The following is a 15,951-nucleotide window of genomic DNA, read 5'->3' as shown; positions in this document are numbered from 1 at the left end:
CTGCTCCTGCTCCTGCTCCTGCTCCTGCTCCTGCTCCTGCTGAGCGACGTGCTGCCCGCTCGGACCGTGCCCGTGCCAGCACTGGTGGCGAGCACCAGGCCACCCTGGACGACTTCTGACGAGCCGGCTCCTCGCGCTCAGCCTGTCGGCAGCGGCAGTTCGCTAGGGTTATTGCACAGCCCGCTACTTCTCGAGGAGCTTTATGCCCATCACCGTTCACGGCGTCATTGTTCGTTCGAAGGGCGCCCCCGTGGAGCTCACCGAAATCGTGATCCCCGACCCCGGGCCCGGCGAGGTCGTGGTCGACGTAGAAACCTGCGGCGTGTGCCACACCGACTTCCACTACAAAGAGGGCGGCATCAGCGACGACTTCCCGTTCCTGCTGGGGCATGAGGCCGCCGGGCGCGTCAGCGTGATCGGCGCGGGCGTGACTCACGTGGCCGTGGGCGACTTTGTCGTGCTGAACTGGCGTGCCGTGTGCGGCGACTGCCGCGCCTGCAAGCGCGCCGAACCTTGGTACTGCTTCAACACCTTCAATGCCACGCAGAAGATGACACTGACGGACGGCACTGAACTCAGCCCGGCACTGGGCATCGGCGCCTTCGCCGACAAGACCCTGGTGCATGAGAAGCAGTGCACCAAGGTCGACCCCGCCGCCGACCCCGCCGCCGTCGGGCTGCTCGGCTGCGGCATCATGGCCGGCATCGGTGCCGCCATGAACACCGGCAACGTGACCCATGGCGACTCGGTGGCCGTGATCGGCTGCGGCGGCGTCGGAAACGCCGCGGTCGTGGGATCAAAGCTCGCCGGGGCATCCGTGGTCATCGCCATCGATCGCGACCCGAAGAAGCTGGCGAAGGCACTCGAGCTGGGCGCCACCCACTCGATCGATTCCTCGAGCCTCGACGAGGACGGTGTCGTGGCGGCGGTGCAGGCCCTTACCGGTGGATTCGGCGCCGACGTCGTGATCGACGCGGTCGGCCGCCCGGAAACGTGGCGCCAGGCGTTCTATGCCCGCGACCTCGCCGGAACAGTCGTACTCGTGGGCGTACCCACGCCCGAGATGATGCTCGAAATTCCTCTGCTCGACGTATTCGGTCGTGGCGGCTCGCTTAAATCATCGTGGTATGGCGACTGCCTGCCGGAACGGGACTTCCCCATGCTCACCGACCTGTACCTGCAAGGCCGCCTTCCGCTCGACGAATTCGTGAGCGAGAAGATCGGTATCGAGGAGATCGACGCCGCCTTCGACAAGATGGCCCGCGGCGACGTGTTGCGATCGGTCGTGGTGCTCTGATGAATGCTCGCATTGAACACCTGATCACCGCCGGCAGCTTCAGCCTCGACGGCGGCACCTGGGAACTCGAGAATAACGTCTGGATCGTCGGCGATGACACCGAATGCATCGTGATCGACGCCGCCCACAACCCCGCAGCCATCCTCAAGGCCGTCGGCGGCCGCACACTGCGGGGCATTTACTGCACCCACGCCCACAATGACCACATCGGCGCGATCGCCGGGGTACAGGCTCTCACTCAGGCACCCGCGTCCCTGCATCCGGCCGACGATGTGCTCTGGACGACCGTCTACCCGAACTCCACGCATCTGCCCCTGGTGGACGGCCAGCGCATCACGGTGGCCGACACCGAGCTCGAGGTGATCCACACCCCGGGGCACTCCCCGGGAGCGGTGTGTTTCTACGCTCCGGAGCTCGGCACGCTGTTCAGCGGGGACACCCTGTTCCACGGTGGCCCAGGCGCAACCGGGCGCTCGTACAGCGACTTTCCCACCATCATCGAGTCGATCACGACCCGGCTGCTCACGTTGCCGGCCGACACCGTGGTGCTCACGGGTCATGGCGAGTCGACGACGATCGGCGCCGAAGCGCCCGACCTGGAGGCATGGATCGCCCGCGGGCACTAGCGAGACCAGCAGGCCCGCGCTCGCGGGCGAGTCAAGCGGTGAAGCCGTCAAACCGTCCATCGGTCGAACGGCCGAGCGGCCGAGCTAAGTCGGGTCAATGCTCACCCGGTCGCGGCCGCCATGTTTGGCGGCATACAGGGCAGCGTCGGCTCGCGCCAGCCAGTGGGAGGACCTCTCGACCCCGTCCCACTGCGCGACACCCGCACTGACCGTGCAGGAAAGCCCCGGGCCGATGGATGCCCACGTGAAGTCGCGCACGGAGGCGAGCAGGCGTTCGCAGGCCTGGCCCGCTCGTTCACGCGAGGTATCCGTTAAAACGAGCAAAAATTCTTCCCCACCCATGCGCACAGCCAGGTCCGCTTCCCGCGTCACCGAGCGCAGCATGGACGCCATGGCGATCAGTACCTCGTCGCCGACACCGTGCCCGTACACGTCATTGACCTGCTTGAAGTGGTCGAAGTCGATCATCGCCGCGCACAGCGGCTGCGAGTCCCGCTCGGCTCGCTCCAGCATCAGCGGCAGCTCCATATCGAGCGCCCGACGGTTCGGCAGCCGGGTCAGCGGATCGGTGCGGGCCGCGGTATCGAGTTCCTCGGCACGCAGACGCTGCATCTGCGCCTCGAGCGTGGCCCGCTCGGCGTCGTGGCGCGCCTGTTCGATCTCGATGGTGTTAATGAGCATTTTGGACTGGAGCCCGGCCGTCTGCTGCGCCATCCGAAAGGTGAGCTCGTGCAACTGTTCGTAATGGTTGAGGGCCTGCTCGAACCGCCCGCTCGACTTGTGCATTTCGAACAGGGCGCGATGCAGCGTGGTGAGCAGCATCAGGTCTTCTTCTGCCGAAGGATCGGCAAGCTGGGCATCCATCATGGCGGTTGCCTCGTCGAGGTTGCCCTGTGCTCGCACGATGGCCGCGATTTGGGCATCGTTATTGACCTCGAGGTTGCGGTAGCCGTTCGCGCGGGCCATCTCCTTGGCTCGATAGGCCTGCTCGCGTGCTTCGGGATACTCCTCGAGTTCGATGAGAATGCTCACGAGGTTGCTGAGCGCCATCGACTCGTAGAACGTGTGCCCGAGGACCTGGGCGGCGTCGACGGCGCCCCGCACGTGGATCAGCCCCTCCTGCAGTGCGATCGAGGCATCCAGGCCCAGCGCCTTCTGACCACGCGCCACCTCGATGCACGTGTCGCCCAGGTTGTTGAGGGCGGCGAAGCCGGCCTCCGGGTCGTCGAGGGTACGCGCCAGATCCAGGGCTTGCCGACTGAGCTGCATGCCCCGGGTCGGGTCGCCCATCGCCTCGTGCACCATCGCGGAGCGGCTCAGCGCCCAGAACTCCGCCGTACGACTCCCGCAGGCCCGTGCGGCCTCCAGGGCTGCCAGCACATGGCGGAGGGCCTGCTCGTTCAGCGCCGTCTCGTGATAGGCCAGCGCGAGCGTGCAGTGCAGCTTCGACTGGCGCAATAGATCGTCGCTGGCGACAAAGTATTCCATGGCCAGCAGCCCCTGATGCACCGAGGCCTCGAAATCGCCGAGTCGCAGACGATGCAGGGACAGGGCCTCCCGCGCGTGGGCCTGCTGCCCAGAGGTTGCATCCGGGCGGGCGAGCACCGCTTCGGCGACCTTCGCGCCGTCGCGGTGGCGTCCATCGGCACCCCAGCGCTCGGCCTGCTCCAGCATCCCGTCGATGGACGGTTCCGTGTCCGTCGACGGTTCCGTGTCGATCGATGGCGTCACGGGGACGAGAAAATCCGAGGTGTCGGCCATTCCCGTGGGGGTGGCAAGGCCGACCTCTGTGTTGGGTGGGAGCCCGACATCGAGCGCTCCAGCGTGCCCAACTGAATCGTTCAGCGTCACGCGTGCACCCCCCAGAATCATTCAACTTTCTTTGAACATATCAGCGCAAACGCCGGCGCACCACTCGAATGCGGGTCCCCCCTAAGGGGGACACGATGGAACCCCCGATCGGGGCAAAATGCTGCACAGATGGAGGATTTCGAGCAAGAATAAGTTTCGGGATGCCCCGACCAACCGCCGCCTCTCCTGCTATGCGAATCGCGTCTGCGCCCCCACACTCGCGCGCAGGCGATCGACCTGCCGGGGGGCGCAGTCCCCCAGCCCCGGAAGTCCCCCGGTCAGCGCCGCGGCGAGCGTCGACACGGCCATGACGAAGACGGGCACCCGGGACCCGCCGATGCGGTGAACTCTCTGATCCGCCAGCACGGCGTCGGGATACACCAGCACGGCCGACAACACCCCCGCCAGGGCGACCTCTTCCAGCACGGCGTTCACTCGTGCACGCAACAGGCTCACCGGGTCTGCCCCAGGAGCACCGTCATACGACACCCGATCACCCGTGATCGACACCGGTGCCGCAGCTCCCATCGACATCAGGATCGTCAGTCCCTGGGGTCCGACGACGAGGTGATCGACGCACTCGTTCCCCCTCCCGACCTGCACGTCATGCCACACCGAGAACTCCCAGCCGAGCGTGGCCAGCGACCGCGCCGTCATCTCGGCGGCGAGCGCGTCATTGAGGCTCGCGCGCACACCCGCCGAAACCTGAGCGATGGTCCGCGGCGAGAACGGCTCGGCGAGCAGCGTGTCCACGTCTTGCGGGACTGAGCGTCGTTTCCGATCGAATTCGAGCAGCGCGCTCGAATACGCGGCCTGTCGCTCGGCGAAGGCGACCGCGCGTGCCTTGCGCACATGGGCAACCTCTCGGCGATACGGGTTCCGAACGGTGCGCAAAATCGAGATGGCGACCGAGCACACCGCGCCGGGACCCGCGCAGAGCGTGCCGGCGGCGATGGCGAGAGTGGTGAGGGAGTATGGGGAGCTCTCGAAGGTTCCGGCTCGCCACGCCAGCACGAGCGCGGTCCCCGCTCCGGCGGCAAAGAACCAGCTGGTCATCACGAACATCAAGCGCAGCGACCGTGCCAGGAACCGCCCCCACAACCTGGGGGTCGGCTGGGGCGGCCGGGGCGGTACTGGGGTGACAGGCTCGGCGAACCAATCCCGAACCTGGTGCAGGTACCGGGCGCGGGAGCTGCCGCCAGGATGTCCGTGCACGTCGGCCAGACCATTCGACGGACGGGTGCGCCGGGGCGCGGATGGCGCGGATGCCCGCGGTCGCGCCCGATCGGCCGTCGGTGCGTTCAGCAGACCTCGGTCGTAGACGGCCCGGCGATCAGCATCGCCGAGCACCGCCCACGCCGTCTGTATTTCTCGAAAATGCTCGGGAGACCCGCCAAGATCGGGGTGGCTCGCCCGGAGCATGCGCCGATAGGCCCGTTTGAGTTCGGTGGAATCGGCGACAGCAGGCACCCCGAGCACGTCGTACAGGTTCTTCTGCGTCGCGCTCATGGCTCCCCCTGGACTGGTATTCCCTACCCTAGGGTTTCCGTCCCCCTCATGGGGGACATTTACCGACGTGGGCCTCGACCGCGTGAGCTATCCGGCGTTGCCTCTCGGCGACGGCAACTGGGCCCGAAGGCTCAGCACGTTCAGCCGGCGTTCGATCACGGCTCCCTCTGGCCAGCGCGCCGCTGCGGCGATGAGGCCGTCGACGGCCTCATCGACCGGCTGCGCGCAGCAACAGGGACACCAGCCCTGGGCGTCGAAACTGGCACGCAGCGCCGCCGCGAAATCGGCACGGGTCAGTTCGGGGATCTCGCGCACCAGTGCCGTCGTCGTCGATCGGTGCGAGCTCATCCCCTCGAACGAACGCCCGCACCCGCACTTTCCCGCGGGATTGCGCAGGCTCGCCGGGCACGGCTCGAGCATCCACACGAGCTCCCCCGTGACGCAGTGGTCGTAATCGCCCCGGCGCGCGCCCTGCGATGCGCGCGTGGCCACAAGTACCTTCATGATCAGCTCCCTTATTCTCGGCACGAGCGTCGGTGAGTGGTACCGGCCACGGTAGAACCAGCCACCGACATTTGTTGCCGAGCGGCGCTGTGTCACGAAAGCATTCCAATTCGCTTGTTTTCAAACGACCTGTCTACCCCGACGCGGAAAGTGCCTCTAGTCTGGGCTTAGACAGTATTTTGTCGCTGCAACCGGTCATGAGCGGCGCGCGTTGTGCGCGCGCCTGGGGCGCTCGATATCAGCCGACCGGGCTGCCTCTTCGTCATGCCCACCAGCAGACGTGGGCGCCTGCCAGCGGCAGAAACCGGTGTGCAGCACCGGCGACCACGTCCTCGGTGGCCCTGCCCGGCCCGCACCGTGCGGGCCGACTGAGAGGAAGATCACCATGTCACGTTTCACACCATCGTCACGATCACGCAAGCGCGTGATGGCCGTTCTGCTCACCGCCGCCGTGGTGGGGATCGGCGGGGCCGGAGCGGCGGGGGCCTCCGCCGACAGCCTCCCCCTCACACCGGTCGAGCTCGGCAGCGCCGGCTCGTTCGCCATCCTGTCCAAGTCAGGGGTCACGGATGTCTACGCCTCCGCCATTCTGGGCGACGTCGGATCCAGCCCCATCTCCGGTGCCGCCATCCACGTCGCGTGCGACGAGGTCACCGGTACCATCTACACGGTCAACGCGGCCGGCCCGGCCTGCCGGGTCGTCGACGACACCCGCCTCACCGGGGCCGTCGGCGACATGGGCATCGCGTACACCGACGCCGCCGGACGCACCAACCCGGACTTCGTCAACCTCGGCGCCGGGGAGATCGGCGGCCTCACTCTCACGCCCGGACTGTACACGTGGAGCACTGACGTGCAGCTCTCGAACGACGTCATCCTCCAGGGCGGCGTCGACGACGTGTTCATCTTCCAGATCTCCGGGGACATCACCCAGGCTTCGGCCAAGAACGTGACGCTCGAGGGCGGCGTGCAGGCCAAGAACGTGTTCTGGCAGACCGCCGGTGAGGTCGCGATCGGCACGACCGCGCACTTCGAGGGCACCATCCTCAGTCACACACTCATCGCCATGAAGACCGGAGCCTCCATCAACGGCCGCCTGCTCGCGCAGACCGCCGTCACCCTGCAGAGCAACACCGTCACCGAGCCCGCGCTCTAACCCACCGAGCGGAGGGGGCGGTGCCAGCAGGCACCGCCCCCTCCCGCCGCGTAGGCTGCGGCCATGAGCACCGCTCCGATCACACGCCCGACCATCGCTGCCGATCAGCCGCGCTCCGATGGCTAGGTTCTTCGGCGTCGACCTCGCGTGGGGCGAGGGCACCGCACTGAAGCCCGCCAACGAGACCGGACTCGTGTGCCTCGACGAGCGCGGAACGGTGCTGCACGCGGGCTGGGCGCGCGGCATCGACGCCGTCGCCGCGTGGCTGATCGCCCTCGCCGAACCGGGTGATGTGATCGCGATCGACGCCCCGCTTGTCGTGTTCAACGCCACCGGCATCCGCGAGTGCGAGCGTGAGGTGGGCCAGCGCTACGGCCGCTGGAAGGTGGCGGCGAACCCGAGCAGCCTGCGTCTGCAGTGGCTCGGCGGTGTCACCCTGCGGATCGCCCTCGAGGCCGCCGGGTTCCGCTACACCGACGGCCGGCATCCGCCCGCCGCCAAGGCGATCGAATTCTTTGAGTGCTACCCCTACACAACGCTCGTGGGCGCGGCGGAATTCGGCTATACCGAACAGCGCCCCCGCTACAAGCGCCCGAACACCGCGCTGCCGCTCGGCGAGCGCCGCCTGTTTCGCGCGAGCGAATGCGACGAACTGCTGCAGCGGATGTCCCGTCTCACGACGGCGAGCCCGCCCTTGAGCCTCGCCACCCACCCGGTCACCGCAGAACTGCTGGACGAGCCGTCACCGCTGCTCGACCGCACGTACAAACACCGCGAAGACCTGCTCGATGCCGCTCTCGCGGCCTGGACCGCCTCGCTCTGGCACGCACACGGACTCTCTCGGTGCCAGGTGCTCGGGGCCACGGACACCCCCGACTCGGCGGGCCGCCGCCCGGTGATCATCGCCGCCGCGCGCCCCGAACAGCGGCGCCCGGCCCGGTCAGCCGAGCTCGGTGTACTTGGTTGACACGCCGCGGGACTTCTCCACCGGGTATTTCGCCGCGTTCTTGGCGAGCTTGGCGGTGAAGGCCTCTTCCAGGTCGATGTCGAGACCGTCGGCGACCTGCAGGAGGTAAGCCAACACATCCGCTATCTCGTCACTCGCGGCCTCACGGTTGGCGGGCCGGGCGATCCACGCGCCGATCTGGCCCGGCTCGACCCACTGCAACAGGGCGCTCAGCTCCCCCGCCTCGCCGCTGAGCGCCATCACCAGGTTCTTCACCGAGTGGAACTGCTCCCAGTCTCGCTCGCGTGCGAAGGCTCGAAGGTCTGATTGCATCTGGTGTATGCCCATGGTTCTATTCTCCGGCATGGGGCGCGAGCGCCTCGAGCTAGACCTTGGGCACGCTGCGGAGGAGCCACCCGAGGATGCCCGCGAGCCCGACCGCGAGGATGCCCATCGGGAGCAGGATCCAGAATTCCGTCGAGGACCCCTGCGATGCGATCACGAACGGCGTGACGGCGATCGGCACGCTGGTCAGCAGGAGGAAGACCAGAAACGCCGAGCCCACCGGGGAGGCGAATGCCCGGCGGCGCAGCTGCATCACGCCGAGGATCACCCCGGCCGGCAGGAAGAAGGCGTAGTCGAGCACGTGCACCGGGTTCGTCGGCAGCTTCAGCGCGTACACGCTCTGCGGGGTGGAGTTCGTGAGCAGAGCCGGCAGGTCTTCCGACAGCCAGAGAACCGCGAACAGCAGCGACACGACGATCAGCGCGACCCCGGAGACCGCGAGGGCCCGTCGACTCGGAAACATCACGGCCGCCTGGCCCGGTTCAACCGAGATCACACCACCGATCAGGGAAAACAGACTGAGGCCCAGAACCGCCACCCAGACGAGGAACAGCGACCCGAACGGGATGCTGAAGGTGTAGATCACGTAGTTGTAGACCGTGAAGGCGACCGCGCCGAGCCAGATGACGAAGGCGCGTTCGGACCCACGCAGCGCGACCACGGCGCACACCGCGAGGACGGGTGCCACGACCACGGCGTTCACCAGATCCTGGGCCCGCGCCTGGTTGGCGAAGTCGCTGGACAGGTCGTAGTAGTACACGCTGGAGTCGAGCAGGGCTGCCAGGCTGCCCAGAAAGGCCAGCAGGGCCGCGCCGAGGGAGAGAAACAACCAGAGTCTGGCTCTGGTCGTGGTCGTATTCATCGCTGAGCCTCCCGTGGACGCTCCGTACGGACGCGGATACCGCGCCCTCGCCTGGCACGATAGCCGGGAATCTCGCCACCCGCTACGGCCCGAGCCCCAGCCTCCGGCCCCGGAACGGTCGGGCGTGCATAACTCCTGCAATTCGTAGCGGCTCCGCGACGGATGCCCGCAAACTCGCGGTCGGCGGGGCTTTGTCCCTCAGATTGCAGGAGTTATGCCCACCGACCGCGGGAGATGGCTAGCGGCGCACGATCGAGCGCAGCAGCCGCAGCGCGACCGAGAGGGACGCCATGTCGTCCTGACCGAGGGAGTTGACCTCCTCGAACACGCTGCGAGCCCGGTCGAGCTGCTCCGCGTTCAGAGCTTCCCAGGCCTGCAGGCGTTCCTCGGCGGAACCCGTCTCCGTCGCGTCGAGCACGGCCTTCGTCATGTCGGCCACGGTCGAGTAGAGGTCGTCACGCAGGGCGGCGCGGGCAAGTGCCTGCCAGCGGTCCTTGCGCGGCAGCCCCGTGATGCGTACGAGGATGTTGTCCACCGCGAATCGTTCGTACACCCGGTAATACACGGCCGCCACTTCCTCGGCCGGTGTCTGGGACTGCACGGCGACCCGAGCAACGTCGAGCAGCGCGAACGCCTCGAACAGCTCCGCCCACTGGTGGCCGAGCGACACGGGAACGCCCCATTCCTCGGCCTTCGCCAGCTGCGTCTGCAGCCGCTTGAGGTCTTCGCCCTGCAAGTAGTCGCTCAGGTGAGCGCGCAACAGCTCGACCTGAGGCTTGTACTTGGCGATCACCTCACCCACGGAGCGGGTGCCGCCCTGGTTCACCTGCCAGCGCACGGCGCGGTCGAGCAGCCGACGGATGTCGAGGTGCATTTCCGTCCACTGATCGGTGGGGAACGACGAGGGCAGCGCGTTGAGGGCGTCCACCATGTCGTCGAGGCCGAAGACCTCGCGCAGGGCCACGAACGCCCGCGCACGGTGGCCTGGTTGGCCGACGTCTCCTCCACGGTGCGGAACGCGAACGTCACGCCGCCGAGGTTGATCATGTCGTTGGCCACGACCGTCGCGATGATTTCGCGGCGCAGCGGATGCGTGTCGAGCTCGGCATCGAAGCGCTCCGAGAGCTGGGCCGGGAAGTACCGGCGCAGCGTGCCTCCGAACCACGGGTCGTCGCCCAGGTCGCTCTCCCGCAGGGCGGTCGCGAGCTCGATCTTGGCGTAGGCGGCAAGCACCGAAAGTTCCGGCGAGGTGAGGCCCTGCCCCTGATCGAGGCGTTCGCGCAACGTGGCGGTGGTCGGCAGCGCCTCAAGGTCGCGCTGCAGATCGCCGGATGCCTCGAGCCAGTTCATCAGACGCTCGTAGCTCGGGCTCCAGTTGTTCACCAGCACCCGGTCGTTGAGCAGCAGGATGTTCTGGTCCACGTTGTCCTGCAGAACGAGGCGACCCACCTCATCCGTCATCTCGGCGAGGAATTGCGCACGCTCGGCCGGGTCAAGCTTGCCCGCGGCCACCATGCGGTCCACGAAGATCTTGATGTTCACCTCGTGGTCAGAGCAGTCGACCCCGGCCGAGTTGTCGATCGCGTCGGTGTTGAGGATCACGCCCGCCAGCGCGGCTTCGATGCGGCCCAGCTGGGTGAAGCCGAGGTTTCCGCCCTCACCGACGACCTTCACCCGCAGGTCTTTTCCATCAACGCGGATGCCGTCGTTCGCCTTATCGCCCACCTGAGCGGATGTCTCACTGCTCGCCTTCACGTACGTGCCGATGCCGCCGTTGTAGAGCAGATCGGTGGGGGCAAGGAGGATGGCGCGCAGCAGTTCCGGCGGGCTGAGGTGCGTGGTGCCGTCGGGGAGGCCGAGCACCTGCCGCACCTCGGTGGAGATGGGAACGGACTTGGCCTGGCGCGGGAAGATGCCGCCGCCGGCGCTGATGAGTTCGGGAGCGTAGTCGGCCCACGAGGAGCGCGGCAGGTCGAAGAGACGCTGGCGCTCCGCAAAGGACGCGGCGGCGTCGGGGGTCGGGTCGAGGAAGATATGCCGGTGGTCGAACGCGGCGACCAGTTTGATGTGCTCGGACAGCAGCATGCCGTTGCCGAATACATCCCCGGACATGTCCCCCACGCCCACCACGGTGAATTCCTCGGTCTGGGTGTCGACGCCGAGCTCGCTGAAGTGGCGCTTCACCGATTCCCACGCGCCGCGGGCGGTGATGCCCATCTCCTTGTGGTCGTAGCCGACGGAGCCACCCGAGGCGAAGGCGTCGCCGAGCCAGAAGCCGTATTCCGCGGCGAGGCCGTTGGCGATGTCGGAGAACGAGGCGGTTCCCTTGTCGGCGGCCACCACGAGGTAGGTGTCAGCGTCATCGTGGCTGACCACGCGATAGGGCGGCACCATCCGCTCGCCCTCCTCGGGCGTGGTCACGAGGTTGTCGGTGACGTCGAGCATGCCGCGGATAAAGGTCTTGTAGCTGTCGATGCCTTCGGCCATCCAGGCGCCGCGGTCGGCGGCCGGGTCGGGAAGCTTCTTGGCGAAGAAGCCGCCCTTCGCGCCCGTGGGCACGATCACCGCGTTCTTCACCGTCTGTGCCTTCACGAGGCCGAGCACCTCGGTGCGGAAGTCCTCGCGTCGGTCCGACCAGCGCAGGCCGCCGCGGGCCACCTTGCCGAAGCGCAGGTGAACGCCCTCCACTCGCGGCGAGTACACCCAGATCTCGAACATGGGCTTGGGGAACGGCAGCAGCTCGATCGACTGCGGGTCGAGCTTGATGCTGAGATACGGCTTGTCCTGGAAGAAGTTCGTACGCAGCGAGGATTCGATCAGGTTGATCAGCGTGCGCAGCACCCGGTCGGCGTCGAGGGTGGCGACCTGTTCCATCGCGAGGGTGAGGTCGGCGCGTACCTGCTCGACCCGGGGCATCCGGTCGGCCTCGTTCAGGTCGGGGTCGAAGCGGGCCTCGAACAGGGAGATGAGCCCCTTGGTGACGTCGGGGTTGTTGAGCAGCGTGTTGGAGATGAAGCCGTAGGAGTTGGTGTTGCCGATCTGGCGCAGGTACTTGGCGTAGCTGCGCAGGATGACGACCTTCTGCCAGGCCATGCCCTCCTTGAGCACGAGGCGATCGAGGCCGTCGGACTCGATGGCGCCGCTCACGGCCGCGCCGAACGAGTCAGCGAGCAGTTCGCCGGTGGCGACCGGGTCCACCCCGGCGGGGTAGATGAGCCCGAGGTCGTAGAGGAAGAACCGCCGGCCGTCGGACGTTTCGATCTCGAACGGCACCTCGTCAAGCACCTCGATGCCGAGGTTCTGGAAGTACGGCAGAATCTGGCTGAGGCTCTGCGACTCCATCATGTAAAGCTTGACGCGGGCGTTCTCGGAGCGCTCGCCCACGTCCTTGGGCAGGTAGACGTAGAGCCCCGGGCGGGCGCGGCCCGCACCGGCGACCTCGGCCAGTTCGGCCGCGGTGGCGGCGGCTTCGAACCGCACGATGTCTTCGAGGGCGTCGTCGGTCTCGTAGTCCACCCGGTAGCTGTCGGGGAAGGCTTCCGACCACAGGGCGGAGAGCTGCTCGGCGTCGGCCAGCGGATGCGTCTCGCGCAGCTCATCGCTGATGCCTTCCGGCCAGGACCGCACCGCGTGGGCCAGACGAGCCTCGAGGGCGAGGCCGTCGACGGATTCCACCGCGTTCGGCTGCGGCAGGCGGATGCGATAAAACAGGCGGGCGAGGGCCGATTCGGTCATGCGTGCCTCGAAGTCGAGCGACTCCGCCTGGAAGGTCTCGCGCAGTTCCTTTTCGATCCGCAGTCGCACGGCCGTGTTGTAGCGGTCTCGCGGCAGGTAGACGAGTGCGGACATGAAGCGTCCGTACACGTCGGGGCGCAGGAACAGCCGGGTGCGGCGTCGCTCCTGCAGTCGCTGGATGGCGAGCGACGCGGTCACGAGGGACGGCACGTCGATCTGGAACAGTTCGTCGCGCGGGTAGGTCTCCATGATGCCGAGCAGGTCTTTGCCGCTGTGCGATCCGGGCGGGAAGCCGACCTCGGCCATCACGGCGTTCACCTTTTCCCGCAGCACGGGCACGACCTCCACGGAGCTCGTGTAGGCGCTGGCCGCAAACAGTCCGATGAAGCGCTGCTCACCGCTCACGTTGCCGTCGGCGTCGAAGCTCTTGATGCCGATGTAGTCGAAGTAGGCGGGGCGGTGCACGGTGGAGCGGGAATTCGCCTTGGTGATCACGAGCGCGCTGCGTTCGCGGGCCTTCGTGCGCCCCGCCTCGGTGAGGTGCTGGATCTGGTGCCGGTCCTCGGCGGAACGCAGCAGGCCGAGGCCACTTCCGTCACGGATGGACAGCACGTCTTCGCCGTCGAGGGTTTCGAGGTCGTATTCCCGGTAGCCGAGAAAGGTGAAGTTGTCGGCGTTGAGCCAGCGCAGCAGTTCTTGGGTCTGCTGCAGGTCCTGGATCTCCCGCGCGTGGGCAACGTGGTCGAGATCGTCGGCGATCTGCACGGCCTTCAGGCGCATGAGCGGCCAGTCGTCGACGGCGGCGCGCACATCGTGCAGCACGGCGTGCAGCCCGGCGATCAGGCTCTCGTGAGCGTCGTCGCTCGCCCGGTCGATCTCGATGGCGATCCACGACTCCAGGTGGGAGGCGTTGTCGCCGGTGGCGATCAGGTGCGAGATGTTCGGCATGGTCGAGGTGTCGCCGCTGGACACGCCGACGCTCGCGGGCATCCGGGTGATGTTCACGAGCTTGTTGGTCTCGCGGTTGCGGGCCACGATGAGGAGGGGGTGAACGACGAGATGGATGGCGGAGTGCTGGCGCACGAGTTCGGCGATGACCGAGTCCACCAGGAAAGGCATGTCGTCGGTGGCGATGAAGACCACGCTGCGGCTGGCCTCGTTGCGGATCGCGACGTTCGCGGTCTTCGGCTTTCGATGGTCGGCCGCCTGCCAGTGCGCGATCGCCCGGTCGTGCAGCAGCTCTGCGGTGTAATTCTGAGCGTCATCGTCGATCAGGTGCTCGTAGTAGTCGGCTATGAACGTGCGCTCTATCGGGGACTGATCGGTTGTTGTGGGCTCAGACGTCATCGAAAAAACTCCTCCATCAAAATTCGTGGATCGGCGTTGGTCTTCGCGCGGGAAATCACCCCGGCACGCGCCAATCATGCCCTGCTGGCAAACTGCATGGCCCTTCAAGGGTATCCATAGAACGGGGGCCACAAGAACCCGACTCAGCTGGGACCGGTGATCCGATTGCGGCCGGACGCTTTTGCCGAATACAGCAGCCTGTCGGCGACGTCGATGAGTGCGGCACCGGAGTCCAGGGGGCCGAGTGAACAGCCCCCGCTCACCGTCACCGAGATGCTCGCGCCGACGGCCCGCATCGGCGTCACCTCAATCACGCGGCGGATCCGTTCCCCCACGATGAGCGCCCCGGCCAGATCGGTGCGGGGCAAGACAACAAGGAACTCCTCGCCGCCCCACCGGGCTGCCACGTCGGCGTCCCGCAGCTGCGAGGCCAACCGCCGGGCGACCTCTGCGAGCACGGCATCTCCGGCGGGGTGTCCGTAGGAATCGTTGACGCGTTTGAAGTAATCGATGTCGAGCATCAGAAGGCAGATCGAGTCGCCGTGACGAATCGCATCCCCGCACAGATGCCCCAGGGTCTCTTCCACATCACGGCGATTGCGCAGGCCGGTGAGGGCATCCGTTCGGCTCAGCATCTCGAGTTCGGCGTTGCGTTGGCGAAGCTGGTCCTGCAGGTGCTTGACGTGGGCTGCGGCGGCGACCCGGGCCACCAGCTCGGCCGGCTCGAACGGCTTTTTGAGATAGTCGTGGGCACCACCGCGCAGGCCGCGCAGCACGTCGTCCATCCCGTTGAGGGTGCTTAGAAAGACAACGGGGAGGTCCTCCATCAGGGGATCGGCCTTCAGTTGTGCGAGCACGTCGTACCCGTCCATGCCCGGCATCTCGATGTCCAGAAGGATCACGTCGGGCAGAGACTCCCGGCATTTGTCGAGGGCATCGCTGCCGTCCACCGCTTCGACGACCCGATAGCCCGCATCCTCGAGGTGGACACGAACCACGGTTCGAATGACCAGGGAATCGTCCGAGACCATCATCGTGGCGAGGGGCCAGTTGGCGGCCATCCTTCCGATGGCATTCACAGTCGTGCCGCCAGGGCCCGAGGGTCCGCGACGAACGCGAGTGCACCGCCGGCCTGCACCGTTCCCGAGACGACGGTGGAGTGTGCCGCAGAGACGACGGCACGGATCTCGCCCGGGTCGACGAGGCACAGCCCCGTGACGGTCCCGACGAGCAGGCCGAAGGTCAGGTCCGCCAGCTCGAGGATCAGAACGTGGGTGCCCCCGCCGAGCACGGACAAGACGGTCACTGCGGGTTCGCCCGGCAGCACGCCGGCGATATCGGCACCCGCCCCGGGCACCGCACGGATGCCGGCCGACATCCGTACTCCCCTCGTACACTCAACCGGGATGCAATATGCCTCACCGGCGCAGGTGAAAGTGACCATCGTGATCATCGGATCGACTCCTGCCACTTGGCCTCGAGGAGTTTGTGAAGTTCGGCCAGCGGGATACCCTCCATGCCCACCCCGATTTCACTGGATTCCCCCCGCTCCAGAGCACGCCGGGCGGCGCCGAAAGCTCGATGGGCCGAGGGCTGATCCCCCACGGCTTCCAAAGCAAGTGCGAGATGCAGGTGGGCGAGGGGATCATGCGCGGCAAGATACACCCACCGCCGGAAGATCACCACGGCGTCAGAGGCATTCCCGGTCGCGAGGGCCTCCTGCCCGGACCGGGACAATTCAGAGACCATGGCGGACAGGGCGGAGGCGCCGGA

General features: G+C 67.0%; 12 protein-coding genes and 1 pseudogene. 4 read left to right on the top strand and 9 right to left on the bottom strand.

Going from position 1 to position 15,951, the window contains the following annotated elements; translation table 11 throughout:
* The first annotated feature begins 202 nt into the window (after nt 1-202).
* Together JF66_RS09535 and JF66_RS09530 are read left to right on the top strand one after the other, a co-directional pair.
* A complete protein-coding gene (locus JF66_RS09535; protein WP_035877366.1) occupies nt 203-1,297 on the top strand; it encodes an S-(hydroxymethyl)mycothiol dehydrogenase in 1,095 nt (364 codons plus the stop codon).
* Nucleotides 1,297-1,923 carry an MBL fold metallo-hydrolase gene (locus JF66_RS09530; protein WP_035877362.1) on the top strand — a complete coding sequence of 209 codons (627 nt, stop codon included), beginning with the start codon at nt 1,297-1,299 and terminating at the stop codon, nt 1,921-1,923. The genes JF66_RS09535 and JF66_RS09530 overlap by 1 nt, the downstream gene beginning before the upstream one ends.
* Before the next feature lie 84 nt (nt 1,924-2,007).
* Here the strand turns inward: JF66_RS09530 and JF66_RS21680 are convergent, their stop codons facing one another.
* The 3 genes from JF66_RS21680 to JF66_RS09515 form a co-directional block, all read right to left on the bottom strand.
* Nucleotides 2,008-3,597: a GGDEF domain-containing protein gene (locus JF66_RS21680; RefSeq protein WP_197059377.1), complete on the bottom strand. Its 1,590-nt coding sequence runs from the start codon at nt 3,595-3,597 to the stop codon at nt 2,008-2,010.
* 366 nt (nt 3,598-3,963) lie between these two features.
* A complete protein-coding gene (locus tag JF66_RS21675; protein ID WP_051973358.1) occupies nt 3,964-5,283 on the bottom strand; it encodes a J domain-containing protein in 1,320 nt (439 codons plus the stop codon).
* Nucleotides 5,284-5,370: 87 nt separating this feature from the next.
* Nucleotides 5,371-5,787, bottom strand: a complete 417-nt coding sequence (locus tag JF66_RS09515) for a hypothetical protein (protein ID WP_051973357.1) — start codon at nt 5,785-5,787, stop codon at nt 5,371-5,373.
* A gap of 385 nt (nt 5,788-6,172) precedes the next feature.
* Between JF66_RS09515 and JF66_RS09510 the strand changes: the two genes are divergently transcribed.
* Nucleotides 6,173-6,943 (top strand): ice-binding family protein, encoded by a 771-nt coding sequence (locus JF66_RS09510; protein WP_081882278.1) that lies wholly within the window; start codon nt 6,173-6,175, stop codon nt 6,941-6,943.
* A 118-nt stretch (nt 6,944-7,061) separates the two neighbouring features.
* On the top strand, nt 7,062-7,910 hold the full coding sequence (locus tag JF66_RS09505) for a DUF429 domain-containing protein (RefSeq protein ID WP_035877359.1): 849 nt from the start codon (nt 7,062-7,064) through the stop codon (nt 7,908-7,910).
* Here JF66_RS09505 and JF66_RS09500 read toward each other — a convergent pair.
* From JF66_RS09500 to JF66_RS23565, 6 genes and pseudogenes are all read right to left on the bottom strand, one after another.
* The gene (locus JF66_RS09500; protein ID WP_035877356.1) at nt 7,884-8,237 is read right to left on the bottom strand and encodes a nucleotide pyrophosphohydrolase; all 354 of its coding nucleotides are present in this window, start codon (nt 8,235-8,237) and stop codon (nt 7,884-7,886) included. The two genes, JF66_RS09505 and JF66_RS09500, sit on opposite strands and share 27 nt — an antisense overlap.
* A 37-nt stretch (nt 8,238-8,274) precedes the next feature.
* On the bottom strand, nt 8,275-9,096 hold the full coding sequence (locus tag JF66_RS09495; RefSeq protein WP_156109724.1) for a hypothetical protein: 822 nt from the start codon (nt 9,094-9,096) through the stop codon (nt 8,275-8,277).
* Between the two features lie 238 nt (nt 9,097-9,334).
* Nucleotides 9,335-14,178: pseudogene (locus JF66_RS09490) on the bottom strand (NAD-glutamate dehydrogenase).
* Nucleotides 14,179-14,321: 143 nt separating this feature from the next.
* A complete protein-coding gene (locus JF66_RS09485) occupies nt 14,322-15,239 on the bottom strand; it encodes a diguanylate cyclase (RefSeq protein WP_035877352.1) in 918 nt (305 codons plus the stop codon).
* Nucleotides 15,240-15,253: 14 nt separating this feature from the next.
* Complete coding sequence (locus JF66_RS09480) at nt 15,254-15,556, bottom strand: chemotaxis protein CheW (RefSeq protein ID WP_035877349.1); 303 nt, start codon at nt 15,554-15,556, stop codon at nt 15,254-15,256.
* A gap of 71 nt (nt 15,557-15,627) precedes the next feature.
* The coding region (locus JF66_RS23565) for a hypothetical protein (protein WP_035877347.1) at nt 15,628-15,951 on the bottom strand (324 nt) is incomplete at its 5' end.

The sequence above is a fragment of the Cryobacterium sp. MLB-32 genome, assembly GCF_000738085.1.
Taxonomy (GTDB): domain Bacteria; phylum Actinomycetota; class Actinomycetes; order Actinomycetales; family Microbacteriaceae; genus Cryobacterium.
This window is presented reverse-complemented; position numbering and strand designations above follow the sequence as displayed.